We start from the raw sequence: 23,396 nt of genomic DNA on the forward strand, positions 1-23,396 counted from the left end.
GTTTAGTACACAAAACTACAAACCCTCCGTCCGGGACTGCTTCTTGGTAGTTTTTGTATGTTTCATTGTCATCATTGGAACGCAAAGGTATAAGGGAAATATATAACTTTCAAAAATAATTTTTACCGGGTCTTTACAGGGATTACCGGCTTTTTACCAAAAAAAGGCGCTTTATTGGTCAGCAGCCACATAATGGTAAACGTGGGGATGATATCGGTACCCGGCAAGAGCTCTTCTATAAAATTAAAGACCCCGCCAAACATTCCCCTGGTACCACCAAAGGCCCTGGCCAGTATAATGGCCGAAACCGGCGCCCAGATAACGTCTGCAAATTCACCCACACCGGGAATGGTAAACGATAAACACCCGATGATATCCATCAGAATACAAAACAGGAGCGAAGGCGATTTTTTTATAGTTGTCATCTTTTTTGTTTTATACTTAGATAACAAATCGCGTGCAGAAGTTGGATCTGCCCCTGCTGTTCACCGATTTTTCAGGAGGATTGACCGGAGCCCGTGCCCGGCTAAACCTGCAAGGTCTTAAGGCCTCAGAGGTCGGTTTCAAAGCTTGTCAGCTCCCTGAATAGCTGGATGCGGTTACTGAGCTCTTCAGTTGTCAGCTCTTTGAGGCGGGTGTTGCCAAATTTCTCCACACAAAAACTGGCCATTGCAGAGCCAGCAATGATGGCTTTCTTCATATTATTGAAGCTGATATCGCCGGTTTTGGCCAGGTAACCGATAAATCCGCCGGCAAAAGTGTCGCCCGCACCGGTAGGATCAAAAACCTCCTCCAGGGGAAATGCGGGGGCATAGAACACTTTTTCCTCATGAAACAGCAGGGCTCCGTTTTCTCCTTTTTTGATGATCAGGTATTTTGGGCCCATTTCCCGGATCTTTTTTGCTGCCTTTACCAGGGAATACTGATGGGTAAGCTCCCGCGCTTCTGAGTCGTTCACCATTAAAAGGTCCACATGCTTTAATACGTTTTCAAGATCAGGCATGGCCGTTTCCATCCAGAAATTCATTGTATCCAGAACAATCAGTTTGGGTTTTTGCTTCAGCTGATCAATCACACTCATCTGCAGTTTAGGCATCAGGTTGCCCAGCATTAAAAATTCGGCGCCCTGGTAACTGTCCGGAACTTTGGGATCGAAGTCTTCCAGCACATTCAGATCCGTTACCAATGTGTCCCGGGTGTTCATATCTTCATGATAAAGGCCTTTCCAGAAGAACGATTTCTTGTTGGCTACTTTTGCAACGCCTTCCAGCTCTACGCCCCTGGCTGCCAGGGATTCCAGTTCTTCCTCCGGAAAATCATACCCGATGATCGAAATCTGCTGCACCGGCTTTACAAAATAGCTGGCTGCATAAGCCGCATAGGTAGCTGAGCCGCCCACAATCTTATTGGCTTTTCCAAAAGGGGTTTCTATTGCATCAAAGGCCATTGTGCCTACGGTAATAACGGACATGAATTCTGTTTTTAATTAAAAATACGGCCGCAAAGGTACCTGATTTGGCCCAGGTTTGTAAGTGAAGCCCCGGGGTTTTTTCCAAAATTACTTGGTGGTATTTTGGATAAAAAGCATAGTTTTGGAACATGGCCACCACAACACGTAAACGATCTTCAAAAAAGGAAGAAATTCTGAAAACAGCTGCGCGTATGTTCCGGGAAAAAGGATATGCCGGTACGTCTATGCGTGACCTTGCCGAAAAAATAGGCATTGAGGCTGCCAGTCTTTACAACCATATTCATTCCAAGAGCGAAATCCTGGAGGAAATTATCTTTTCGATTTCCCGCGATTGTCGTGAGCAGCTGGACAATATGGACCCTACCGGCACCGCCCTGCAAAAAATTGAATCCCTGATCCGTTTTCATACCAAAATGATGATTGATCATTTTGAATCGTATTCCGTAATGGTAAGCGAGTGGATGCACCTTGATGAGGAAAAACTGGGGGAATTTGTAAGCGAACGCCGGCGCTATGTGAAAAAGATCGAATCCATTGTACAGCAAGGTGTTGATAACAAGGAATTTAAGCCCGTGCTGCCCTATGTTGCTGTTTTAAACATCCTGTCTTCTGTACGCGGCCTGGAGTTTTGGCAAAAAAGCGCAAAAACGCACAGCGCGGAAATTATAGAAGAAAATATGGTGCAGCATCTGATTGGAGGGCTGAAGCTCTGACCACAGTCTCCGGAGCCTGTAATTTGCCTTAATGCTGCTCTTTGATCCAGTCTGCAATCCGGTTCCAGGTAGCTATAGAAAAACCGGGTGGTTTCCCGCTTTTTGCATAGTGCAGCCACGGGTTTCGGATTACTTTTTCCGTTGCTTTCTGATACCCATGATTGAGGCTGTCAATAACCCACATCGTTACCTGCTTATTACCTCCTGATGCCATCAGATTTTTAATCCCATCCAGGTTTGTCCGGCAATCCAGGTTTTCGTCAAACTTTCCGCAAAGCGCCAGCACAGGGCAATTAATTTTTTTATAGTACAGCTCCGGCCGGAAACGGATATACGCATATTTATGCCTGTTTATCCAGCCCCGCCCCATCACTTTATTAAACTGCCCGATAGTCTGATTTCTTCCTAACAGGTCGGGGCTTTGTTTTATCAAACCTTCATTAAACGCCCCTATTTCATTCCTGGCCACATCTATAGTTACCGCATTACTGATTATTTCAATATACTTTTTTGATACCTGCAGCAACGTGTCCCTGGCCCCCGTGGACAGCCCGCCGGCAAGCGCAGCGGTTGATTGTTCTACCTGGTAGTTCGTTAGCGCGCGGCCGCTAATCCCGATGGCAGACAACAGCACGATAAAATCAACCTGCTTGCCCTGAGATGCTGCTATAGCTACGGAAGCGCCGCCTTCACTATGCCCGGCCAACCCGATAACCGCATTTTTAAACCGGGCATCGCCCCTCAGGGCGCTAAGCGCCGCGTCCAGGTCATCGGCCTGGTCAAACATATCCGTTTCTTCGGGCCCGATTGCCGTATCCGTATATGCCCGGTTATCAAACCGCAGCGAGGCGATACCGCGTTTTCCCAATGTTTCTGCCAGGCTTTTAAACAGGCCGCCATAATCTCCTGAGAGCGGTAATGGAGGAGTTGCCAGTATGACAATCCTTCCTTTTGAAGAAAATTTTTCGGGTATCACCAGGGTTCCCTTTAGTTCCATCTTTGCGGCATGCGACTGAAATGAAAATACCTGCTCATGAAACAGGGAGTCTTCTATACCACCCGCCTTTGAGGCAACGGCAAACATCAGCATCGCTACCAGTGTATAAAATGGTTTCATGAGTTTCTTTTGTTGTTCTTAGAAGCTGTTTTAAAATGATTTCTTCACAAGAAAACACGGTCCTTTGGGGTATAAAATAAGCCTGTGATTCATTTCAAATAACACTTAGCCGGGCACTCATCTTAAAAAAAGCAGTTTCGGCACTTTTTAAAACCGCATTAACGGCAATGTTATTTTCACCGGCTTCCTTATAGTCGATCACAGCGGTCAATTCCGGTGTTTTCTGCGGATCTACCATCGATAAAAACTTACATTGTGCCGCATTGTTCAGAAACAGCTTTTTACCGGTGGCTTCTTCTGCAAGTTCCTTTGCGATCTGCATCATACACACACCCGGCAATACCGGCTGACCCGGGAAGTGACCTTCAAAAATTTGATGCTGTACATTCAGCCCTATAGTGGCAGACACCGCGCCCGAGTGATTCTCTAAGGAGATGATGGTATACAGGTCATTCTTCAGCATGGTCGTATATTCTTTTTAAATCAATGGTAAAATTAAAGTTTGTATGCCGGATCCGCATAAATTCAGGCGCGCCGTCTATGAGTGCGCCCCGCGTAGCTTCCACAACCTTCCTGCGGGTATTGCCCCGTTCCATGCGGATAAGCTGTACACACCGGGGATCTGTAATATAATAGTATACATCTGCTCCATCGGAAAATGCGTAATAGTGCTCCTCCCCTTTTTTGAAAACCGATCCACGATCTTCTGCGTTCACCCTGCGCATCAGCAACAGTTCAAAATCCTTTCGCAGCGTTTTGCGTACTGCCTCTTTATCCATTTTTGAAATAATGGAATGCACAACAAAACCATTATGAGCAGAAAATTCAAAGTCAAAAAAAGCAAACCCTGCCTCATTGGTAAATACAATACGTGTGGAGCTGTCCGGCATCTGTTTGATGAGTAAAAGCCCGCTCAGATGGTTCCCGGCCACATCCACCGATGCATGGTATAGTGCCCGCCGGATATGGGGTTTGAATGCAGCAATACAGGCAGCTTCTCCTTCCGCGCGCTGTAATTTTTTATACACCGCGGGGGCGCAGCTGCCCAATAAAAGCAGGATACTAACGAATTGTAAAAAGCGCATCCGCGAGGTTGGTATTTAATTGCTGACCGGAATAAGTGATGGTGGTTTGGTCGCCTTTGTTATCCACCATCTGTACCTGGCTCACCAGGAAATCAGTTTTCTGCAGGATCACTTTTACCGATCTGAAAAGGGTCTTCATTTCCCTGGTTACCGGCGTCATATCTGCCTGATAACTGTTGCTGTTCTCCAGCAGTTTTACAGAAAAATTGGGATTATCAAAAACAGTTCCCCTGGCACAATCCATCATCAGCTGGTTGGCCTGTTGGAACATTTTGCTGGAACCGGTAGACATCCGGTTTGTCTTCTGGCCGTCCTTAATGCTTACTTTAGTACCGTTGATCACCATCAGGTATTGATAAGGTGTGGTGTATTCCATACGCAGCAGGTTATTTTTCCTGAAATAGAATTTGCCTTTTGAGGTTACTTTTTCAGAGAGCATGCTCAGGTTTTTGACCTGTATAAAGTCACTGGCGATGCTGTTTATTTTCTGTGCAGCGGCTGCAAACCGGGCTTTAACGGCCGGGGCATTGCTCACTGGTTTGTATTGCGCCCAGGCGGGGCCGCTTATACCGGCCAGTAAAAAGATAAAAATTAGTTTACCCATAGGGTTGCAAATTTATTAATTTATCAAGGGGCACAATCGTATATCCCCGGTCTTTAACATATTTTAAAAAATCCCGAAGTATATGTACCGTTGCATGGCTGGTATCATGAAATAAAAAAACCGCACCGGGCTTCAGTCCCTTTTTTACCTTTTCCAGCAGCCTTTCTTCATCCCTGATCATTGTATCGAGCGACCGCACATTCCAGCCAATCGTGTTATACCCCATTGCCCGGACGGCTTTCCGTACATTGGGATTGGTAACACCATAGGGTGGACGAAACCATTTCATTTGTCGTCCCGTTATATGATGCACCAGGTCCTGCATTTGTTGCAACTCGGCCCTCATTCTTTTGGAACCATGCATATCAAACCAGAAATCATGGTAATAAGAGTGGCTTCCAACAATATGTCCTTCGGCAAGGACCTGCCTTAGCAGGGCCTCATGTTCCGCGACCCGGTAGCCGATACAAAAAAAAGCAGCCGGCACCTGCTGTTCCTTCAGAATGGCCAACACCTCCGGTGTATATTTTTCGATGGGACCATCATCAAAACTGATGGCGATCTGTTTTTGATCTGCCCGCCCCCTACAAACCACCGGCATGTAAAAATTGGATCCAATATAAAAGCTGCCATAAAAAAGGAAGAGCGAATACGCAACAGGCAGCACAAAATAGCCATACCAGGGCCAGTTGTGCTGTACCTGTAAATAGATATACAATCCCAGCAAAACGAAAAAAACGATTGTTGTATTTCTAAAATTTAGCATGCAGACAATAAATATACCGTTGGATAGTGCAGCTTGTAATTATTGTAGACCAATACCCTCTTTGGTGCATCACCCCTGATATGTCCTGGTACTTTGCCAGCGTTTAATATCATTGAAGACAGCCAGAGTGCAAAAGCCGAAGCGGTAGGGTATTCCCCGCAAAATTGTTTATAGCTAATAGTTGGAGTCCCTGCAAAAAGTGATTGTTGCAGCTCCAGGTAGTGGCCATCAAAACGAATATCGCCGTTCTGCCCCGTAATGAGCAGGTCGACAGAATCAATGGATACTCCGTAATTTTTTAAAAAGCCGGCAACCAGCTCCCCCGCTGGCATAGCTGGCCTATACCAGGTTTGCATGGCATCCAGCCGGGCAATACATTTCCCGCTTTTTTCCCTTGCCAACAGGAAAAATGCAGCGCCCTCGCCGGCCATCGTACCCTCCGTCCTGCTGTCGGTCAGTGTTTCCGTATTGCCCTCCTTTTTGTAATGACCAAACCGGTTTAAGATAATATGGCTTTTTTCAATGATCTCATCCACTCCGCCAACAAGCACGGTGCCGGCTTCATTTTCATCCATGAGCCCGATGGCATCCATCATGGCCGCTTCAAAAGACGACCCGCGATGCACATAGGTATTGTTATAGTGATGGCATTTCAGCAGCAGTGCGATCTGTGCGCCCACCGTATTATGGGTCGACTGGATAAAGGCTGTAGGAGACAGCAATGCTTCATTAAATTCTACCATGCGGGTCAAAAACTGATCCGTATCTGCCAGGCAACCATAGGCGGTACCTGTAATAATGGCATCGGGCATGGTCTCTCCCGCTTCCTGCAGGCATTCCATCGCAGCGGCCACGCCCATTTTTATGATACGGCTCATCCGCCGGATCAGTTTGGAATCGATGTATTTTGAATAATCCGGTTCCTTGCAAACCAACCGGTCGCCAAGGTATTGTGCAGGATGCTCCAGCAACTCCTCAAATGCTCCCTGCGGCGATATCGCCCCGGCCGCCCGTATATACACCGGCGCCATCCGGTTTTGCGGAACCTTTACAGCTTCATCTGTATTTTTATTTTCTGACATTCAGTTATTTTAAAAAGCGAGCTGCAGCTCTAAAGATCAAAACTAATGTATTTCATGAAGAATCAGCAGGATGTTGATCGCAGCAGTAGGGCACATCCGGGCTTTAAAGTTCTCCTGTTTTTTATATCTTCGTTTTTACCGGGATGGGAAAAGGATGTTTTTCTTCCGGTCGTTTGCTGTATACCCAGGCTCAGATCTAAAACAATTGCCCAGTCTTTTATGAAACGTTGCAAAATAAAAAGTATTGCCATCCTGTTACTGGCTGCCCTCACCGGCCCGAATGCTTCAATGGCACAAAAAGCGGTCAATTATGAGGAATCAAAAGTAACGGCATTTGAGCTGCCCGCATTGCTCGTTTCAAAAAACGGCACACCCATCAAAACGGCACAGCAGTGGGAAAAGATCCGGCGCCCGGAGCTGCTGGAAATCTTTGCCGCACAGGAGTACGGGCGCACACCAAATGAAAAGATCGCCGTCCGCTACGAAGTATTAACAGAAAACCGCAATGCCCTTTCCGGAAAAGCTACCAGCCGCCAGATCCGGTTCATATTTTCAAATAACGGAAAACAAACCGAGGCCATTCTTCTTTTATACCTTCCCAACAATGCCCGGGGTAAAGTACCCGTTTTTGTAGGTTATAATTTCAAAGGAAATCATAGTATTAGCTATGACACATCCATTATTTATTCTTCCAATTTTATGCGTGTAAAAGAACCGGGAAACCCCGATTGGGCCAGGGGCTGCCAGATGAGCCGCTGGCCGCTCGATTTTATTATCGGAAAGGGATATGCCCTGGCCACCATGTGCTATCATGACATTTATCCTGATGTGCCGGGGTATAAAAAATTTGGTATTCCTTCCCTTTTTTCGGGTTATGATTCGCTATCCGCCAAACCGGACGAGTGGCAGGCCATCGGGGCATGGGCATGGGGATCCAGCCGAATTGCAGACTACCTGGAAACCGTTAAGGAAATTGATTCAAAAAAGATTGCGATCATGGGCCACTCCCGCCAGGGAAAGGCAGCTCTATGGGCAGGCGCACAGGACAAACGGTTTGGAGTCGTTATCTCCAATTGTTCGGGAGCCGGAGGAGCCGCCCTTTCAAAAAGAGATTATGGCGAAACGGTTGAACAGGTTACAAAAATTAAGCCCGCCTGGTTTTGCGCTGCATTTAATCAATACCGCAATAATGAGCAGGCGCTTAATTTTGACCAGCACGGGCTGATAGCCCTGATGGCGCCCCGAGCAGTATATGTGGCCAGCGCGCAGGAAGATCGCTGGGCCGATCCAAAAGGAGAATATCTTTCTGCATTTTATGCGTCGCCGGTATATGGGCTTTACGGACGTAGGGGCCTTACCAGTATGGAACAACCGGCAATAGAACAACCCGTCATGAACGATGTGGGATACCACATCCGCAAGGGTATTCATGATGTTACACTTTTTGACTGGGAAGCGTTTATCCGGTTTGCCAATAAGCATTTTAGCCTAACAAATGGTTCGTGAGGACACAAACCATTGCCCTGGCTCCATTTATCATCAAACCTTACTGAACACCAACGAACTGCAGTTGCCTCCAAACCCAAATGAGTTGGATAGTACGTGGTTGATCGTCCTTTTTTCCAATACGGTTGTTACTGCAAAGGGCAGTTCTTTTATGGGCGTTTGCAGTCGCAGGCTGGGATATACCAGGCCCTCCCGCATGGCCAGCACCGCATATACCGCTTCTATAGCGCCGCTGGCACCCAGTGTATGACCCGTGTAGGACTTCGTTGAACTCATGGAGGGGTAGTGCCCTTCAAATAAAGAGGCAATGGCCCGGCCCTCGGAGCTGTCGTTATTGCTGGTACCGGTTCCATGCACATTTATATAATCGATATCCCCGGGGCTTAAACCGGCTTTTTTTAAAGCGCCTTTCATTGCCAGCAGGTTCCCCTTACCTTCGGGAGAAGAGGCAGTTTGATGGTGTGCATCATTGGCATTCGCCCAGCCGGTTAGTGCGTGGGCCGGCTTTTTGGCAAGCGTGGCCGCCACCTTTTCAGAAATCAATACCAGGTAGCCTGCCCCCTCACCCAGGTTAAGCCCGCGGCGGTTTTCGTCAAAAGGCTGACAATACTCCTGGTCCAGGATCATCAGGGTATTAAAACCATTTAAGGTAAACCTTGTTAGGGCATCCGTGCCACCGGCTACTGCCACATCCAGCAGCCCCTGCCGGATCATACGCGCTCCCAGGAAGATGCTGTTGGCGGAAGATGAGCAGGCCGTGCTGATGGTGGTTACAAAATCTTTTACTCCCAGCGCATCTGCTACCAGTTCTGTAACGGCTCCGCATTCGTGATTCACCACCATTTTCAGATCGCCGGTTGTGGTATCCTGCAAAAAGGATGGGAAAAAATCTTCGGTCTTATCCATCCCCCCAACTGAATTAGCCGAAATAAAACCCGTGCGCCATGCAGAAAGTTGAATGCCTGCATCCGCAATCGCCTCCCTGGCGGCAATGGCACTTAATAGCGCGGTGCGACTGGTTGCGGCCGGCAGCCCTGCCATGCCCGCCAGCACCTCATTTGATAACCTGACCTCTGCAACCGGAAGCGTATCTTTATGAACCGACCGCAACCGCTGCATGGCCTGCATCCCCGCTCTCCCGGAAATCAGTGCATCCAGATTCTCCGCAACGCTATTCCCGATTGCCGAGATAATGCCCAGACCTCCTATATAAACGGTTTGTTCTTTTGACATTGGTTGTTGGATATTAGATAGTAAAAAGTTTATAGTGAGATGTTATTTGTCTCTTCGTCATTAACTTCTTACTAAAAACTTCTTACAAAAAAACTTCTCACTTCCCTTCATGTTCCAGTATATAATCCGCCATCGTGTCTATAGAACGAAATATATCCTGCCCTTCCTCTGCATTTTTTAATTTGATATTATACTCCTGCTGCAATAATACGATCAACTCCAGCGCGTCAATAGAATCAAGGCCCAGCCCTTCTACAAACAGAGGATCATGATCCCCGATATCCTCAGGCTTCTTATCGTCTAACTTTAACTGTTTAATGATCTGTTCTTTTAAACGGTGTACCAGTTCTTGCTTATTTTCCATAATCTTTATTATAAATACTACGCATCATTTCTGCTGTAAAAACACTACTGGCTGAAGCAGAAGCCTGCTCTACCAGAAACAGGCAACCATCCGGCTGCTCGTCCAATACATCAATCCAGCCGCAGATGCAGGCTTTTAAAAAACCACGCTGCATCAGATCCGCTACATACCAATATATCCAATCCGCATCAAAAGCATCGGAAACAAAAAAGGCATTTTCTCCTTTGAACTGATACCGGATGCTGATTTCGCCAATGACAATATTGGGCAATGTATATACAAACAGCGCAGGGCTTGGATAGGCTTTTGAAGCTTCCAGGTATTGCGCATCTGCCTCAATACTGGCATTCCTGTTACTCAGCACCATGCCCTGCTCCTCCGGCAGGTAACGGGGTGAACCCGGGCGCCCCCTCAACAGTATATCCGCCGCTATTGTACCCGTTTTACTCAACAGGTCCATCTTATAAAAGCGGGGATAATCGATCCCCAGACGCTCATAAACCGCCTGTAAAAACGCGGCGCCCTTTTCCGGGGCCTCAAAAACAACAGCCCCGTCTTTTACAAGGACCCCGTTGCGCAAAATCACCGCCGATGTTATATAAATACCGTCCTGCTTCAAACCTGCTACTGCTCTTTCCCTTTAAATCCGTTGTTAATGTATTCGATACTATCCCGCAGACGAATGGTTTTAGCCAGCTTGTGCAGTGCCGTATCATGTTCCCTTACATAAGGATTGTCGGTATCCCAAACATAACCGGCCAATACCGAGCAGATCATTTTCTTAATGTCCGGATTCTGATCCTTTGCAAAGAAAATGGTGTGCAGGGTAGTGTCATACCAGCCCATTACATAACTTCTGAAGGTGTTTACCCCCTGCATCATTACCCCGGTATAATCTTTATCCCAGTCAACGGATTCTCCTTTCAGATGACGCACCACCAGTTTACCGGCAATCTGGCTTGATACTGTGGCCAGGGTTACGCCCGAAGAGAATACGGGGTCCAGAAATTCCGTTACGTTGCCGGTGAGTACAAAGCCCTTTCCGTAAAACTTTTCGGTGGTGCTGGACCAGGATTGCAGCACCTTTGGTTCCCACAAAAATTCTACTCCTTTCATCCGCTCCGCGATATAGGGTTCATCGGCCATAATAGCCCGCAGCTGCTCTTCCGGCGTACCGGTATAATTGTCAAAAAAGGCAGGATCTCCTACAAATCCAACGGATGTAACCCCGGTAGCAAATGGAATTACCCAAACCCAAACATCCGGTTTATGTACAATTACCGTGATGCGATCCGGTTCATCGTCCATCTGGCGGTTCACATCTTTGGTATGCACAAACAGAGCTTTACGCGGCGCCAGGTTTGAGGGTTTATCAAGTCCGAAAAGGCGGGGAATAACACGTCCGTAGCCGCTTCCGTCAATAATAAATTTTGCGGCTATTTCTTTTTCATTACCATTTGCATCCACAACTGTAGTAACCGATGATCCATCTTCCTCAAACCGGATGGCAGTAACTGTTGTTTCATAGTCAACAGGCACTCCCTGGGCTTCCAATCCATCTGCCAGGGCCTTGTCAAAATCGGCCCGGGTCACCTGGTAAGCATGGTTCCAGCCATCGGTAAACTGGTCGGAGAAGGAATAATCGCAGATGACACCATTACGCACAAACTTGGCTCCGGTCTTCCGCTGAAAACCCATTTTTAACACACTGTCCAGCAAACCGGCTTCTTCCAGCGCTTCCATACAACGCGGAAGCAGGCTTTCGCCAATAACGAAGCGGGGAAATTTCATTTTCTCCACCACTTTTACTTTATACCCTGCCTTATTTACAATGGCTCCGGCCACCGTTCCAGCTGGTCCGGCGCCAATTACCAATACATCCGTTTGTTCCCTTTGCATATTTCAAATCTGATTTAAAGTTGCTGCTTAAATGATGGTTTATACTTCGTCTTTGCTCTGTACAACCTCAAAGTTAGCCCTTCTTTTTGCATTTCAGCAAGGTATGGCTAAGGCCGATTCCATCGATCTGCTCCACAATTTCAAATCCTGCTTTTTCAACGCATTTTTTAAAAACCCGGGAGTCATACATCTGGCTGTTGCCGTTGGCGATGGCTGTAAAATAGATCGATAATTGCTGAATGCAAAACGCCGAGGTTTCAAACCGCTGGTTATCCCAGAAGGCCTCCAGTATATAAATACTCCCATCTGCATTCAGTGCGGCGCCGCAACGCTTCATAATGGACACAATTTCGTCTTCGGAAAAACAATCCAGAAACTGGCTCATCCAAACCGCATCGTATCCTGCGGGAAATACCACAGATTCATCCAGCACATTTGCCGGATAAAAATCAACCCGGTCTGCCAATCCCAACTCGTCAATATTCTTTTTAGCCATGGCGGCCTGGCCCGGCAGATCCACGATCGTGATCTTCACCGCCTCATCAAAGCGGGTAGAGGCCAGGGCCCATTTACCGGTATTGCCGCCAATCTCCAGCAATTTTTTGATATGATTTTCGGGCTTATAAATATGTTTTAATACAGGCGGAAAGGCAATGTCGGAAAAGAAATGATCGTACTCGAACCAGCTTTTTTGCTGTTGGGGCGTAAGCTGCGACAGCCCTTCGTATACCGTGGACCAGTTGCCAAGTTCCGGCAACCCCGCAGGCTTACCGGTTTCTACAGCCTCCTGTAAATGAAACATGGCCTTATAACAGATATCCTGTACAAAATTCATATTCACCGTGGTAAGGGGGTCGTGCAGGATAAAATAACCGGTTTTGGTCAGGGCAAATTTTTCATCCTCCGTATATTTTACCAGGTGCATGCCCAGGCCGGCTTCCAGCAGTACACGCACTGCGTATTCAGAAAGGTTTACTTTTTCACAAATATCCATTAATGCAATTCCTCCGCTGCGGGCATCTTCTATTACTTTTAGTATCTGCTTGTCTCTTAACACACGCGCCACCTGAAACACGATGGGGCCGTGCGCAATGATCTGCGCCATGTGTTTCCCTTCCATTGCCGAATAATGTTCTCCTTTGTAGAAATCGATCATCAGTAAATTTTAAAAGTTTTAATGTTTATAGCTCCTTTTTGACAGTTTTTTGTTTCAAGATCTTCAAACCGCTGCCGGCAGCATCCGTAACCTTACACTTTACTAACCACCACTGCCGCATTGCATCCGCCAAAGCCGGAGGCCGTTTTCAGAAAAGTATGCACCGGTTTTTTCATTAACGCGCTGCAAACCCGGATGGGCTCCGCGGTTCCGGGCGTTTCAAATCCCTTTGTTGGGATGATCGTGTTGCTGAGCAATGATTCGATGCTGATAACGGTTTCTAACAGCCCTGCAGCTCCCAAAGTATGTCCGTAATAACCTTTGAGGCTATTTACCGGAACATCCTGCAGCCCGGCCAGGTTAATGGCACGGCTTTCCATATCATCATTATAAATAGTGGCGGTTCCGTGTGCTGAAATAAAATCAATATCCGCCGCAGCGGTTCCGGCCTCTTTCATAGCGCGGTCGATAGCCATAAATAATTCCGCGCCTGTACGGGACGGGCCGGAGATATGATTGGCATCATTGCTTACACTTCCACCGCCTACTGCAATTTTTTCATTGTTCGGGGAGGGGCTTGCAGATAAAACAACAGCTGCCGCAGCTTCTCCCAGATTGATGCCATTGCGATCGGCGTCAAAAGGTTTGCAAAGCACATCACTTACCGCATGAAACGCCTGAAACCCCGACAGGATAAATCGCGTAATCAGATCGGCGCCGGCTACAACAACGGTCCGGTACCGGCCTGTATCAATCAGTCTTTTAGCGGTTATTATAGCCAGGGTACCGGAAATACAGGCATGTGAAACGATAATGGGCTTATGAACAAAGCCAAAATACGCTGCAAGCTTTTGAGCAGCAACAGTGAGCCCCAGTTCCTTTTTCAGTTCAGCCGTAAGCGGCTGTTGCTCCAGCCGGTCAATATTCCCTTTTGTGGAGGATAGGATCAGCGCAACATCCGGGTCGGAGGTGCACACATCAGCCTGTTTCACCGCATCTGCAATAGACACTTTTAAAACCCATTCGAAAGGAGTAAATGAACCCCTGTCATCAAAAAAAGCCGGATCCAGCAAAGAGGCGCAAAAGGGCACTTCGCTTTTTGAAATATCCCGGTGTGTTTGTACGGCTGTTTGCCCGGCATACAGCGCATCAAAATTTGCTTTTGCTGTATTCCCCAGGGGAGAAACGATATTCCGGGATAAAACGAATACCTTCTTCATGCCCTTTTACTTCACAAATTTTTGTTTCCATTTCTCGAAGAACGGAGGGTTGTTCAACAAAAGGGTCTGAGCGTCCTTATCCAGGAACACCTGTGTGGTTCTGCCGGTGGCAACCAGTGACCGGTCGGATGCTTTATATAAATTAAACCGGAAGTTGATTTTGGCCGCATCACAGGGCTCGTAAATGGTTTCTACAATTACGCTATCGCCGAATTTCAGCGATTTTTTATAGTTGCATTCTGCGTGAACGATGGGTACCACCACATTTTCCTTAAAAAAATCAAGGTACCCAATGCCGTATCTTTTTCCAAAAGCCTCCCGGCCGTCCTCAAAATAACGGATATAATGACCGTGCCAGACAATGCCCAGCGGGTCCGCCTCATTAAAACGGATCAACACTTCAGTTGTATCTTTGAGTTCTTTCATTATTTCGATTTCCACACAGCGTACTTCCTGTTTTTGACCTGGTCAATCACTTTTTTAAACCCGGTAGCCCAGTAATTCCTGAAGCTAAAACCCATGCCCACAGAGCCTTCCACACGCTCCGTTACCAGTATTTTTTTGGAGGAGATATCAAACAGGGTTACCCAAACAGACAACTCTTTTTTAGGTTTATTCATTCCATCTACCACAAACAAGAGACCCGTACCTTTTTTGTCACCAGTGTTAAACCCTTTTACCAGGGCAGTAATATCACTTTCCTTTAAAAGATTGTAATCTTCCGAACTTGAGGAAAGCAATGTTTCAGGGTCTACCTTCTGGTTTCTTTTAGAAACAAAGCTCAGGTCACTGTTCATTTCGTCCTTCCGGAACGCACCGGCGATGTCGTATTTTTTGGACTCATTCACCATCAGATCATTAATACCATCAAACTGGCGGGCTACAATATCATCGGCCTTTGCAGCGGCATCTCCGATCAGCTTTGCCTTTGTAAAGTCAATGCCAAAATAATAGATCGGGGTTTCCTTGTTGGTCAATACCTCATTAAGGGTTTGAGCCTGGCTGTGCAGGCCAATCATTGCTGTAAATGCAAAAAGGAGCAACAATATTTTGGTGGAGATCTTTTTCATAATCTGTTTTTGTTTTTTTTGTTGAAAGATTTTATCCGGCAACAAATATGCGCATTTCGCAGGAAGCAATCACATCGCCATTTATAGCGATGCTTCCCTCTATAATAGTTGCATTAAATACCTGGTTTTTAATCAAAATTGTGGTGTCCAGCACTTCTCCTGTTGCCGGCAGGCGATTTATTTTTAATTGCTGTACGGCCCCGATAAAACCAACCGGCACCGGCTTTTGCTCCAGTTTGCAGCGATAACCCATGCGCGCCGCAGCGGTTTGCGCAATATTTTCGATCAGTCCGGGTTCTTTTAAAAACCCGTCCTCTACCAGTATATTGTCTTCTGTTACCGTAAACCGTGTGGCTGCTCCGCTATCATCCGAACGCTCCAGCGTTTGCACCATTACGAAGGGTGGTCGTTGCGGAATATAAGGCAAAATGTCCCTGGTTATACTCATTGTTTGATAAACAGTTGGCATTTATCGCTTAAGGCCAACGCGCTAAAATTACAGAAAACTTTGGTTTGGTGCCGGAGTTTTTCAGATCTCCGGGCTGCATTTCAGGAGCGCTGTTCATCCCAAAAAGGATAATAATTATACCATTGCGCCGGGTAATCCTGCACTTTTTGGGTCATTTGCTGCACAAAATCGGCCAGAACCCACTCCGGGCCGGCTTTTTGGGGATGATTGCGATACTCCATCCCCGGAGTGGCAAAAAAATGATAGTGCGTGGAGGATTCTTTCAATGCAAAAACAAAGGAAACCGGTACGGGCAATTTGGCGGCAATGGTAAACGGACCTGCTGGAAATAGTGCCGGATGTCCCAGAAAATCGGCCATCAGGGTCTTATTTCCGCTAAGGAACCGGTCGGAGTGCATGCAAACCAGCTCATTATTGTTTAGTGCTTCCATGATTTCATAAATATGCGATATATTATCCCTTATTATAATAATGTGGGCATTGCGCTCGCCTGTTACTCCATCAAGATACTCCTTTATCTGCTGGTGTTCGCCATCATACATAACAATGTTGATCTTTGTTTGCAGCCGCTTTAACAAGTGCCCCGCTATTTCCCAGTTACCGATATGGGCGCTCAGCAGCAGGCCTCCTTTTCCTGCGGCCACCATTTCCCGAAGGTGCTCCTCTCCGTCAAAATTGAAGGTAAACCGGTTGCGGATGCCGCTCATCATTACAATCCGGTCTATCAATGCCTGTCCAAACCAATAATAATCCTGGTAACGCAGCCGTATGGCTTTCCATCCTGAATAATGCAATCGCTGGCGAAGGTAGTACCTGATGGCCCGGTTGGCCCGGGTACTGAACAAAAAATAATACAGGGCCACAAACCGCAACAGGAAATAAGCAGGCGCCGTGCCACCGGCTCTCAGAAGCGCTATAAAAATGCTATAGCCCAGTTTGTTTCCTTTGGAGCTTCCATCCCAGTTTGCCATTTTCCCTTCTAAATAATCATTTTTAATTACATGCTTTTGAACTCCTGGTTAAGTTTTTAATTTCCTGTATAGAAGCATCAGTGGACTTGCCTCCGTCTGTACCAACACGCCAGCCCGAAAGATTCATTCTGGCGGGGCCGGGCGAAAGAATTGATTCATGCGCGGGTGTGGCAACAAAACCACCTATGCCGCCTCTTTTTTCCGGATTTGTGCGTGTATGTAATTATAAAAATCACTAAAGGTAACCAGCGGCAGAAAGTCGCCGGGCTGTACTTTGAAATGAAAATTGCTTTCGAGGGCCACCACCAGGTCAATATAGTCGAGACTATCCAGATCCAGCACCTCTTTCAGGCTGGCGCCGGGTTTTATCAGACCTGCATCGGCTTCAAATTCATCTACCAAAAACGCATTGGTCGTTTCTATTATTTTCTCCATGCTTAGCATTAGCGCAAATTACCACTTTTTTACAACGAGGGTCGAGTTGGTTCCTCCAAACCCAAACGAATTGGACAAAAATACATCTATATTTTTATTCGTTGTATTTTTTACAATATTTAAGGCCGCTGTATCGGCATCCGGGTGCTCAAAATTAATATTAGGCGCCATAAATCCATGCTCCATCATAAGGCTGCAGTACACGATTTCACTGGCGCCGGCCATCCAGCATTCATGGCCTGTCATTGACTTTGTGGAGCTTACGGGTGTATTACAATCCCCGAATACTTCCGCGATGGCCTTTGCTTCGCTGGCATCCCCTGCCGGCGTACTGGTAGCATGCGCATTAATATAATCGATCGCTCCCGGCTCCAGGCCCGCATCATTCAGCGCCATCCGCAAGGATTTGACGGGCCCTGCTACCGTGGGGTTGGAGATATGTTCCCCATTTGACGAGAAACCATAACCGATCACTTCTCCCAGAATGGTGGCGTTCCGTTTTTGTGCCGACTCCAGGCTCTCCAGGATCACCGTTGCTGCCCCGCCGCTTGGGATCAGCCCATCGCGGTCTTTATCAAAAGGGCGGGAGGCTCTTTGCGGGGCATCTTCTTTTACCGAAAAAGCACCCAGGGCATCAAAAGTCCCCATCGACAAATGGTTAATCTCCTGGGCGCCACCTGCTATAATGCAATCCTGCAATCCCATTTTTATCAGGATATAAGCCAACCCGATAGAATGGGAGCCACTGGCACAGGCCGCACTTACGGTTAAATTGATCCCCTTCAGTTTAAAAATGGTGGCCAGGTTCATCGTAACCGTGGAGTTCAGCGTTTGAAATACGGCTGCCGAGCCCACCAGCATGGTATCTTTTTTTTCGCGGATCAGGTCGGTGGATTCAATTACCGCTTTAGCGGAGCTGTCATTTCCATACAGAATGCCCGGCTCCAGCCGTGCCAGGTCTTCCTCGGAAAGACCGGCTTCCTGGAGGGCTTCAATCGTAGCCATATAGGCATACTCACCCTCTTCGGGGAGCATGATCCGGGAGCGCCGGTCCAGCAACCCTTTTAAAGAGGGCCGTTCTACAAAACCGGTAAGGGCCGAGCGGTAGCCAAATTCCTTGCGGACCGGGTCAAATATGATTCCCGATCTTCCCTGGTACAAGGATTCTTTTACCTCCCCGAGATTTTTTCCAATACAGGAATAAATTCCACGACCGGTGATCACAACTCTGTTCATTGGTGCAAATTTAGCGGGAAAACCCATTCGTCTTTGTCACTAAAAAAGGCCACATCCCAAAGGATTGGCCTTCCCAGACAATCTGTTATAAGGTCATGAATTATTTTACAGTGAAACCCGCCTCATGGTCGCCCCATAAAAGAGCTACCCGGCCATTATTGCCGATGGTATAGGTTAATGCCTCAGAGAACTTTGCAGGTTTTTTGCTTTTTACGGTTACCCGAAGCGCATCATCCGCCTCGTTATACTCCGTGCCCCACTGATCCCATTTTTTGCTGAAGATAAAGGTCCAGCTTCCATCATTGGTCAGCACGTGTAAACCATATTTACCGGCGGGCAGGGATTTTCCTTCAACGGCAACATCCTTACTGATTTCAAAAAGCGTTGTTTTATTGGCTCCCGCGCGCCATACGGTGCCATCTTTGGGCTCAACATCCTTGCCAATGGTACGACCTTTTACTGAGGGCTGACTATAATTTATGGAAATAGTTACACCGGATTTAACGGTTTTTGAAACAGCAGCCGGGGGACTTGCCGGCTTTTTCTTTTCGCCATTTTGGGCAAATACACCCGTTACCAAACAGGCCCCTGCCAGAAGAAATAATAATTTTTTCATATACTCCATTTTAAAAATTGTACAAAATATTTGCCGGCCGCATTACGCTTACGACTATTGCCTTCAATAAAAAAACAGCAGCCTTGCTGTATATAAAGATATATAAAAAATCAGGAGTAAAAATAAATGTTGTGATATAAGGCTGCAACTGTTCAAATATCATATTTTGTTAATACTTTCGCGTCAGCCCGGGAACATTTAGCCCAATGTTCCGGCCCTTTAATAAACATTTTTAAACTCTAAACCATGATGATCAGAGAATCATTTAAACTCACTATGGGTTTGTGTATCGGCCTGTGCCTTTACAGTTGTCAAAAAAGCAGTTCCCTATCCGAAGCAATGCAGCCGGCCGCCCTTTCTGCCTCCAAAGCTCAACAATCTCACCTGCAACCAGGGCAAACCGATGCGTATGTTCCGGGGCAGCTGCTGATAAAATTCAAAGACGGGGCTTCGGCCAAAGCAAAAGCAAACATCCTTACCAAACTAAAAGGCAAATACAAAAACAAAATCAATTCCAGTGCCATTCCCGGGTTTGAGGACGAGGGTGCGATCGACCTGGTTGAAACATCAGCAGAACTGCTTTCGGCAATCGATAATGTTAAAAATGAGCCGGATATTGATTTCGTTGAACCCAACTATATCTATCATACTACAGAAGTTGCCAATGATCCCTATTTTACCAACGCACAGTGGAACATGCAGTCCGGCGGGTACGGATGCCAGGCCAGTACCGCATGGACCAACCATAAAACAGGAGGTTCTGATGTATATATTGGTGTTGTTGACCAGGGATATATGTACCAGCATGATGACCTGAAAAATAACGCTGGCGTTAATCCTGGTGAAATTCCCGGCAACGGCATTGATGACGATCACAACGGGTATATCGATGACGTTTACGGCTGGAACTTTTACAATAATGATGCGGAGATTTATAAGGGTTCCGACTCCCATGGCACCCATGTGGCCGGCATTATTGGCGCCGAAGGCGGTAATGGCATTGGCGTGGCCGGTGTTGTGTGGAATGTAAAGCTGTTGGGAACAAAATTTATTGAAGGCCGTACCGGCAATACTTTTTCGGCGGTGCAGGCTATCGACTATTTAATTGCATTAAAAGTAAAACAGAAGCTGAACATCGTAGCGCTTTGCTGTTCCTGGGGAGGAACGGATAAATCCAAAAATCTGGAAGCGGCTATAAAAAGAGCGGGCAAGGCCGGAATCCTGATTATTGCCGCCGCAGGCAATAGCGCCGCCAATAACGATAAAACAGCTATGTACCCGGCAAGTTATAAATTGAACAACATCATCTCTGTTGCCTCCATTAACCAGGCGGGGGGACTTTCCTCTTTTTCCAACTACGGCGCTAAAACAGTGGATATTGGCGCTCCCGGGGAATCGATTGTTTCTACCTACCTCAATAACACTTATGGGGGTATGAGCGGTACTTCCATGGCAGCGCCGCACGTAGCAGGCGCAGCCGCATTGTATGCATCCACACACCCGGGCGCCAGCGCAACTCAAATCAAAAACGCGATCCTTTCCGCAGCCATTCCCACAGCTTCGCTCAAGGGCAAATGCGTTACCGGCGGCAGACTGGATATCAGCGGGTTTTAAACAAATCTTCCATTTATTATATGAGGCTGTATTAAAGTTATCTTTGATACAGCCTTTGTTTTTCCTGCTCAAATAATATATGAGCCTGCAGGAAAATGTACCGCTAGTTGTATATATTTGAAATAGTCAAATACGTTCAATATGAAAACCATTCTTGCTGCTTTGATAATGCTGGTGTCGCTTCCCCTAAATGGCCAAAACAAACGGTACGCTTATTATCTTGACGTTACCTTGTCTCCCACGCAAAAGCAAAATGCTTTTATCTATGGAAAAGGAGTAAAACAGGACTCCGCGGTGTGGGTCGATTTTCATTTAGTGCTCAATGATCAAAAACTGTTTTCCGCCGCATATACCGACTCATCCCTGCAAGTGTTACATGGGAAAAGTATCGACTATTACCCAAATGGTAATATACAACAGATGAAGTCCTATGTATTCAATGTACAGGAAGGCCTTACTCAGAAATGGGATAGTATGGGCCGGCAAACTGACTCCATCATTTATAAAAAGGGCGCAGTTGCCGTTAAAAAAACATTCCGGTATTCTAAAGGCAACATCATCCTTAACGAAATCATTACAGACAGCGTTCTTAATACCATGCAGGATATCAGATACGACACAACCGGCCATAAGCTACGGGCATTTGTTTTTTCCGGCAATACGGGTATTGAGAAGATCTACCGGGCCGATGGCTCGGTAACCAATGGCGACAGCCTTTATACCCGTGAGGATAAAGAGGCTGCCTTTCCGGGCGGGCCAAAGGCCTGGAGGGCTTACCTGACCCGTGCTCTTGATGCTAAAGTACCCATAAAAAATGGTGCACCAGAAGGAAGGTACCAGGTTATGGTTAAATTTATCGTTGACAAAGATGGGCGACTGCTGGATATAAAGGCAATATCCAGCAATGGATACGGGATGGAGAATGAGGCAGTTGGGGTAATCCGGGGTTCGGGGAAATGGACTCCCGCCCAAAAATATGGCCGCTCTATTAAAGCCTACAAAATGCAGCCCATCACATTTGCCATTACCGCAAACAATAAATAACTATTTAAGCCCGTCCAACTCCTTCTTTACAAATTCCATGAGCCCTTTGATATGATCCGGAGACAGATCGAATCTTAGCCCTGCTGCCTCAAAAAGCCGGGGCAGCGGTTCGGTGCCACCCAGGCTAAGCGCCTGTACATAATGATCCAGCGCTTCCTCTTTATTGATTTTATATTGCTGCCAGAGGCCAATGGCCCCCAACTGGGCAATACCGTATTCGATATAATAAAACGGCACTTCATATAAATGCAGCTGGCGCTGCCAGCTAAAATTCCGGTAATCCTCAAGCCCGCCGGTATCCAGCGTTGGGGGGGTGAAGGAAGCCAGGATCCGTTGCCAGGCCGCCTGCCGCTCCTGCCGCGTATGGGTTGGGTGTTCATAAATCCAATGTTGAAACTGGTCAATTGTGGCAATCCATGGAAAGATCGTCAATACCCGCTCCAGTTGCTGTTCATGCGCCCGTTTTAATTCTTCCGGTGTTTTAAAAAATCCGGTCCAATGCTCCATGCTAAACAGTTCCATACTCATGCTGGCTACTTCGGCAATCTCCGTTGGATATTCTTTAAAGGCCGACAATGGCAGCGGGTGGGTTAAAAAGGAATGAATGGCATGGCCGCCCTCATGCACCATCGTTGTTACATCATCCATCGTACCTGCGGCATTCATAAATATAAAGGGGGCGCCCGTTTCTGCCAGCGGGCAGTTATATCCGCCGGGGGCCTTACCCTTACGGCTTTCCAGGTCAAGCCTTCCCATTTCGTTCATCCTGCGCAAACAGTCTCCAAAGAAGGGATTCAATGCATTAAAACATTGTATGGCTTTTTCAACCAACTCACTCCCGGTACTAAAGGGCCGCAATGGTTCGGTTCCTTCCGGTTCTGCATCGATATCCCAGGGGCGCAGCTGCTCCAGCCCCAGCTTTTCTTTTTTTTGCCGGTAGATCTGATCCACCAGCGGCAGCACATGCTCCTTTACAGCCTCGTGAAACTGAAAACAGTTTTCCTTGCTGTAATCAAAACGGCCCAGTTCGGCAAATCGATAATCCCGGTAATTTTCAAATCCGGCATTGATGGCCACCTGGTGCCGCTTCTTGAGCAGTGTATCAAAAAGGTCGTCCAGCGCCTCCTTGTCCTGTAGCCGGCGCTCCCCAATTTTCCGGTATACGCTTTCGCGCAGGGCCCGGTCCGGGTTTTCAAGAAATTTGGCCGCCTGCTGCAGGGTGTATTCCCGGTCATTTACCGTAACCGTCATTTTGCCCGCAATGGCGCCAAATTGCTGCGCCTCTACTGCCAGCTCCGATTGCAGGAGGATATTTTCTTCGCGAAACAATTCAATATTTTTCTTCACATTCCGCAGATAGGTAAAATACCCGGGGCCAGTGAGTTCGGCCGAAAGCGGGTTACCGATCAATTTCCGGTTCAGCTGATCGGCATAGGGCTGCATTTTAGGCTGAATTTCCGTCATAAAAAACGTAAAGGATTCGGCCAGTGCGGTATCCGTTGTATCCCGCGTCATATTGATCTGGCGCCAGCAGGCTTCTTCGCTTACCACCGCCTCCAGTTCACTCGTATCCTTCAGCCACTGATCCAGCTCCTCCCGGTTGGTAAGTGCCCGTTCTGCAAGATCCTTAAAATAAGGCTCCAGGGTATTCCAGTCCGTTATCTTAAAATTTTCCGCCAAAAAGCTCCGTTTTAACGGTTGAATATTTGCATCTAATTTCATGTT

26 protein-coding genes are annotated in these 23,396 nt (G+C 47.1%); 4 read left to right on the plus strand and 22 right to left on the minus strand.

Annotation, left to right across the window (positions count from 1 at the left end; genetic code table 11):
• Positions 1-122: 122 nt before the first annotated feature.
• Together GGU45_RS05725 and GGU45_RS05730 are read right to left on the minus strand one after the other, a co-directional pair.
• Entirely contained in the window at positions 123-425 is a 303-nt protein-coding gene (locus tag GGU45_RS05725) for a hypothetical protein (protein WP_435222820.1), read from the minus strand.
• A 125-nt stretch (positions 426-550) separates the two neighbouring features.
• Positions 551-1,471: a PfkB family carbohydrate kinase gene (locus tag GGU45_RS05730; protein ID WP_435222821.1), complete on the minus strand. Its 921-nt coding sequence runs from the start codon at positions 1,469-1,471 to the stop codon at positions 551-553.
• A gap of 128 nt (positions 1,472-1,599) precedes the next feature.
• Between GGU45_RS05730 and GGU45_RS05735 the strand changes: the two genes are divergently transcribed.
• Complete coding sequence (locus GGU45_RS05735) at positions 1,600-2,184, plus strand: TetR/AcrR family transcriptional regulator (protein WP_435222822.1); 585 nt, start codon at positions 1,600-1,602, stop codon at positions 2,182-2,184.
• A 28-nt stretch (positions 2,185-2,212) separates the two neighbouring features.
• On the opposite strand, the gene GGU45_RS05740 is transcribed toward GGU45_RS05735, so the two are convergent.
• The 6 genes from GGU45_RS05740 to GGU45_RS05765 form a co-directional block, all read right to left on the minus strand.
• Positions 2,213-3,301, minus strand: coding sequence for an alpha/beta hydrolase family protein (locus tag GGU45_RS05740; protein WP_435222823.1), 1,089 nt, complete (start codon positions 3,299-3,301; stop codon positions 2,213-2,215).
• Between the two features lie 94 nt (positions 3,302-3,395).
• A complete protein-coding gene (locus tag GGU45_RS05745) occupies positions 3,396-3,764 on the minus strand; it encodes an ApeI family dehydratase (RefSeq protein WP_435222824.1) in 369 nt (122 codons plus the stop codon).
• On the minus strand, positions 3,751-4,386 hold the full coding sequence (lolB2, locus tag GGU45_RS05750) for a flexirubin biosynthesis protein LolB2 (protein WP_435222825.1): 636 nt from the start codon (positions 4,384-4,386) through the stop codon (positions 3,751-3,753). The genes GGU45_RS05745 and lolB2 overlap by 14 nt, the downstream gene beginning before the upstream one ends.
• Positions 4,364-4,990: a flexirubin biosynthesis/transport protein LolA2 gene (gene lolA2 / locus GGU45_RS05755; RefSeq protein WP_435222827.1), complete on the minus strand. Its 627-nt coding sequence runs from the start codon at positions 4,988-4,990 to the stop codon at positions 4,364-4,366. Before lolA2 ends, lolB2 begins: the two co-directional genes overlap by 23 nt.
• Positions 4,983-5,756, minus strand: coding sequence for a polysaccharide deacetylase family protein (locus GGU45_RS05760; protein ID WP_435222828.1), 774 nt, complete (start codon positions 5,754-5,756; stop codon positions 4,983-4,985). The genes lolA2 and GGU45_RS05760 overlap by 8 nt, the downstream gene beginning before the upstream one ends.
• Positions 5,750-6,838, minus strand: a complete 1,089-nt coding sequence (locus GGU45_RS05765) for a beta-ketoacyl synthase N-terminal-like domain-containing protein (RefSeq protein WP_435222830.1) — start codon at positions 6,836-6,838, stop codon at positions 5,750-5,752. Before GGU45_RS05765 ends, GGU45_RS05760 begins: the two co-directional genes overlap by 7 nt.
• 219 nt (positions 6,839-7,057) lie before the next feature.
• On the opposite strand from GGU45_RS05765, the gene GGU45_RS05770 reads away from it, so the two are divergent.
• On the plus strand, positions 7,058-8,344 hold the full coding sequence (locus tag GGU45_RS05770; RefSeq protein ID WP_435222832.1) for a glucuronyl esterase domain-containing protein: 1,287 nt from the start codon (positions 7,058-7,060) through the stop codon (positions 8,342-8,344).
• Between the two features lie 33 nt (positions 8,345-8,377).
• Here GGU45_RS05770 and GGU45_RS05775 read toward each other — a convergent pair whose 3' ends face one another.
• The 13 genes from GGU45_RS05775 to GGU45_RS05835 form a co-directional block, all read right to left on the minus strand.
• A complete protein-coding gene (locus tag GGU45_RS05775; protein WP_435222834.1) occupies positions 8,378-9,577 on the minus strand; it encodes a beta-ketoacyl-[acyl-carrier-protein] synthase family protein in 1,200 nt (399 codons plus the stop codon).
• Positions 9,578-9,674: 97 nt separating this feature from the next.
• Positions 9,675-9,941: a phosphopantetheine-binding protein gene (locus GGU45_RS05780; RefSeq protein WP_435222836.1), complete on the minus strand. Its 267-nt coding sequence runs from the start codon at positions 9,939-9,941 to the stop codon at positions 9,675-9,677.
• The gene (locus GGU45_RS05785) at positions 9,931-10,560 is read right to left on the minus strand and encodes a hypothetical protein (protein ID WP_435222838.1); all 630 of its coding nucleotides are present in this window, start codon (positions 10,558-10,560) and stop codon (positions 9,931-9,933) included. Before GGU45_RS05785 ends, GGU45_RS05780 begins: the two co-directional genes overlap by 11 nt.
• 5 nt (positions 10,561-10,565) lie before the next feature.
• Positions 10,566-11,840, minus strand: a complete 1,275-nt coding sequence (locus GGU45_RS05790; RefSeq protein ID WP_435222840.1) for an NAD(P)/FAD-dependent oxidoreductase — start codon at positions 11,838-11,840, stop codon at positions 10,566-10,568.
• Between the two features lie 73 nt (positions 11,841-11,913).
• Entirely contained in the window at positions 11,914-12,996 is a 1,083-nt protein-coding gene (locus GGU45_RS05795) for an SAM-dependent methyltransferase (RefSeq protein ID WP_435222842.1), read from the minus strand.
• Between the two features lie 92 nt (positions 12,997-13,088).
• Positions 13,089-14,216 carry a beta-ketoacyl synthase N-terminal-like domain-containing protein gene (locus tag GGU45_RS05800; RefSeq protein WP_435222843.1) on the minus strand — a complete coding sequence of 376 codons (1,128 nt, stop codon included), beginning with the start codon at positions 14,214-14,216 and terminating at the stop codon, positions 13,089-13,091.
• 6 nt (positions 14,217-14,222) lie between these two features.
• Complete coding sequence (locus GGU45_RS05805) at positions 14,223-14,642, minus strand: acyl-CoA thioesterase (RefSeq protein WP_435222845.1); 420 nt, start codon at positions 14,640-14,642, stop codon at positions 14,223-14,225.
• On the minus strand, positions 14,642-15,286 hold the full coding sequence (locus GGU45_RS05810) for a hypothetical protein (RefSeq protein ID WP_435222846.1): 645 nt from the start codon (positions 15,284-15,286) through the stop codon (positions 14,642-14,644). The genes GGU45_RS05805 and GGU45_RS05810 overlap by 1 nt, the downstream gene beginning before the upstream one ends.
• A gap of 31 nt (positions 15,287-15,317) precedes the next feature.
• Positions 15,318-15,734 carry a hotdog family protein gene (locus GGU45_RS05815; RefSeq protein WP_435222847.1) on the minus strand — a complete coding sequence of 139 codons (417 nt, stop codon included), beginning with the start codon at positions 15,732-15,734 and terminating at the stop codon, positions 15,318-15,320.
• Between the two features lie 101 nt (positions 15,735-15,835).
• Complete coding sequence (locus GGU45_RS05820; protein WP_435222848.1) at positions 15,836-16,726, minus strand: lysophospholipid acyltransferase family protein; 891 nt, start codon at positions 16,724-16,726, stop codon at positions 15,836-15,838.
• 183 nt (positions 16,727-16,909) lie between these two features.
• Positions 16,910-17,161: a phosphopantetheine-binding protein gene (locus tag GGU45_RS05825; RefSeq protein WP_435222849.1), complete on the minus strand. Its 252-nt coding sequence runs from the start codon at positions 17,159-17,161 to the stop codon at positions 16,910-16,912.
• Between the two features lie 18 nt (positions 17,162-17,179).
• The gene (locus GGU45_RS05830; RefSeq protein ID WP_435222850.1) at positions 17,180-18,397 is read right to left on the minus strand and encodes a beta-ketoacyl-[acyl-carrier-protein] synthase family protein; all 1,218 of its coding nucleotides are present in this window, start codon (positions 18,395-18,397) and stop codon (positions 17,180-17,182) included.
• A 100-nt stretch (positions 18,398-18,497) separates the two neighbouring features.
• A complete protein-coding gene (locus GGU45_RS05835) occupies positions 18,498-19,013 on the minus strand; it encodes a DUF2911 domain-containing protein (protein ID WP_435222852.1) in 516 nt (171 codons plus the stop codon).
• Positions 19,014-19,259: 246 nt separating this feature from the next.
• Here GGU45_RS05835 and GGU45_RS05840 point away from each other — a divergent pair, with 246 nt between their 5' ends.
• Both GGU45_RS05840 and GGU45_RS05845 read left to right on the plus strand, forming a co-directional pair.
• Complete coding sequence (locus GGU45_RS05840; protein ID WP_435222854.1) at positions 19,260-20,627, plus strand: S8 family peptidase; 1,368 nt, start codon at positions 19,260-19,262, stop codon at positions 20,625-20,627.
• 141 nt (positions 20,628-20,768) lie between these two features.
• Positions 20,769-21,671, plus strand: coding sequence for an energy transducer TonB (locus GGU45_RS05845; protein WP_435222856.1), 903 nt, complete (start codon positions 20,769-20,771; stop codon positions 21,669-21,671).
• Here GGU45_RS05845 and GGU45_RS05850 read toward each other — a convergent pair whose 3' ends face one another.
• A complete protein-coding gene (locus tag GGU45_RS05850; protein WP_435222857.1) occupies positions 21,672-23,393 on the minus strand; it encodes a M3 family oligoendopeptidase in 1,722 nt (573 codons plus the stop codon).
• Positions 23,394-23,396 lie beyond the last annotated feature (3 nt).

This window comes from Niabella hirudinis, from assembly GCF_051201075.1.
In the GTDB taxonomy this organism is placed as follows: Bacteria; Bacteroidota; Bacteroidia; order Chitinophagales; family Chitinophagaceae; genus Niabella; species Niabella hirudinis.

Coding starts and splice junctions, on each gene's coding strand:
- GGU45_RS05835 (WP_435222852.1), bottom strand. CDS start 19,013: ATGAAAAAATTATTATTTCTTCTGGCAGGGGCCTGTTTGGTAACGGGT.
- GGU45_RS05770 (WP_435222832.1), top strand. CDS start 7,058: ATGAAACGTTGCAAAATAAAAAGTATTGCCATCCTGTTACTGGCTGCC.
- GGU45_RS05775 (WP_435222834.1), bottom strand. CDS start 9,577: ATGTCAAAAGAACAAACCGTTTATATAGGAGGTCTGGGCATTATCTCG.
- GGU45_RS05805 (WP_435222845.1), bottom strand. CDS start 14,642: ATGAAAGAACTCAAAGATACAACTGAAGTGTTGATCCGTTTTAATGAG.
- GGU45_RS05840 (WP_435222854.1), top strand. CDS start 19,260: ATGATGATCAGAGAATCATTTAAACTCACTATGGGTTTGTGTATCGGC.
- GGU45_RS05760 (WP_435222828.1), bottom strand. CDS start 5,756: ATGCTAAATTTTAGAAATACAACAATCGTTTTTTTCGTTTTGCTGGGA.
- GGU45_RS05815 (WP_435222847.1), bottom strand. CDS start 15,734: ATGAGTATAACCAGGGACATTTTGCCTTATATTCCGCAACGACCACCC.
- GGU45_RS05725 (WP_435222820.1), bottom strand. CDS start 425: ATGACAACTATAAAAAAATCGCCTTCGCTCCTGTTTTGTATTCTGATG.
- GGU45_RS05795 (WP_435222842.1), bottom strand. CDS start 12,996: ATGATCGATTTCTACAAAGGAGAACATTATTCGGCAATGGAAGGGAAA.
- GGU45_RS05810 (WP_435222846.1), bottom strand. CDS start 15,286: ATGAAAAAGATCTCCACCAAAATATTGTTGCTCCTTTTTGCATTTACA.
- GGU45_RS05845 (WP_435222856.1), top strand. CDS start 20,769: ATGAAAACCATTCTTGCTGCTTTGATAATGCTGGTGTCGCTTCCCCTA.
- GGU45_RS05825 (WP_435222849.1), bottom strand. CDS start 17,161: ATGGAGAAAATAATAGAAACGACCAATGCGTTTTTGGTAGATGAATTT.
- GGU45_RS05800 (WP_435222843.1), bottom strand. CDS start 14,216: ATGAAGAAGGTATTCGTTTTATCCCGGAATATCGTTTCTCCCCTGGGG.
- GGU45_RS05790 (WP_435222840.1), bottom strand. CDS start 11,840: ATGCAAAGGGAACAAACGGATGTATTGGTAATTGGCGCCGGACCAGCT.
- GGU45_RS05830 (WP_435222850.1), bottom strand. CDS start 18,397: ATGAACAGAGTTGTGATCACCGGTCGTGGAATTTATTCCTGTATTGGA.
- GGU45_RS05780 (WP_435222836.1), bottom strand. CDS start 9,941: ATGGAAAATAAGCAAGAACTGGTACACCGTTTAAAAGAACAGATCATT.
- GGU45_RS05730 (WP_435222821.1), bottom strand. CDS start 1,471: ATGTCCGTTATTACCGTAGGCACAATGGCCTTTGATGCAATAGAAACC.
- lolA2 (WP_435222827.1), bottom strand. CDS start 4,990: ATGGGTAAACTAATTTTTATCTTTTTACTGGCCGGTATAAGCGGCCCC.
- GGU45_RS05740 (WP_435222823.1), bottom strand. CDS start 3,301: ATGAAACCATTTTATACACTGGTAGCGATGCTGATGTTTGCCGTTGCC.
- GGU45_RS05735 (WP_435222822.1), top strand. CDS start 1,600: ATGGCCACCACAACACGTAAACGATCTTCAAAAAAGGAAGAAATTCTG.
- GGU45_RS05765 (WP_435222830.1), bottom strand. CDS start 6,838: ATGTCAGAAAATAAAAATACAGATGAAGCTGTAAAGGTTCCGCAAAAC.
- GGU45_RS05820 (WP_435222848.1), bottom strand. CDS start 16,726: ATGGCAAACTGGGATGGAAGCTCCAAAGGAAACAAACTGGGCTATAGC.
- GGU45_RS05745 (WP_435222824.1), bottom strand. CDS start 3,764: ATGCTGAAGAATGACCTGTATACCATCATCTCCTTAGAGAATCACTCG.
- lolB2 (WP_435222825.1), bottom strand. CDS start 4,386: ATGCGCTTTTTACAATTCGTTAGTATCCTGCTTTTATTGGGCAGCTGC.
- GGU45_RS05850 (WP_435222857.1), bottom strand. CDS start 23,393: ATGAAATTAGATGCAAATATTCAACCGTTAAAACGGAGCTTTTTGGCG.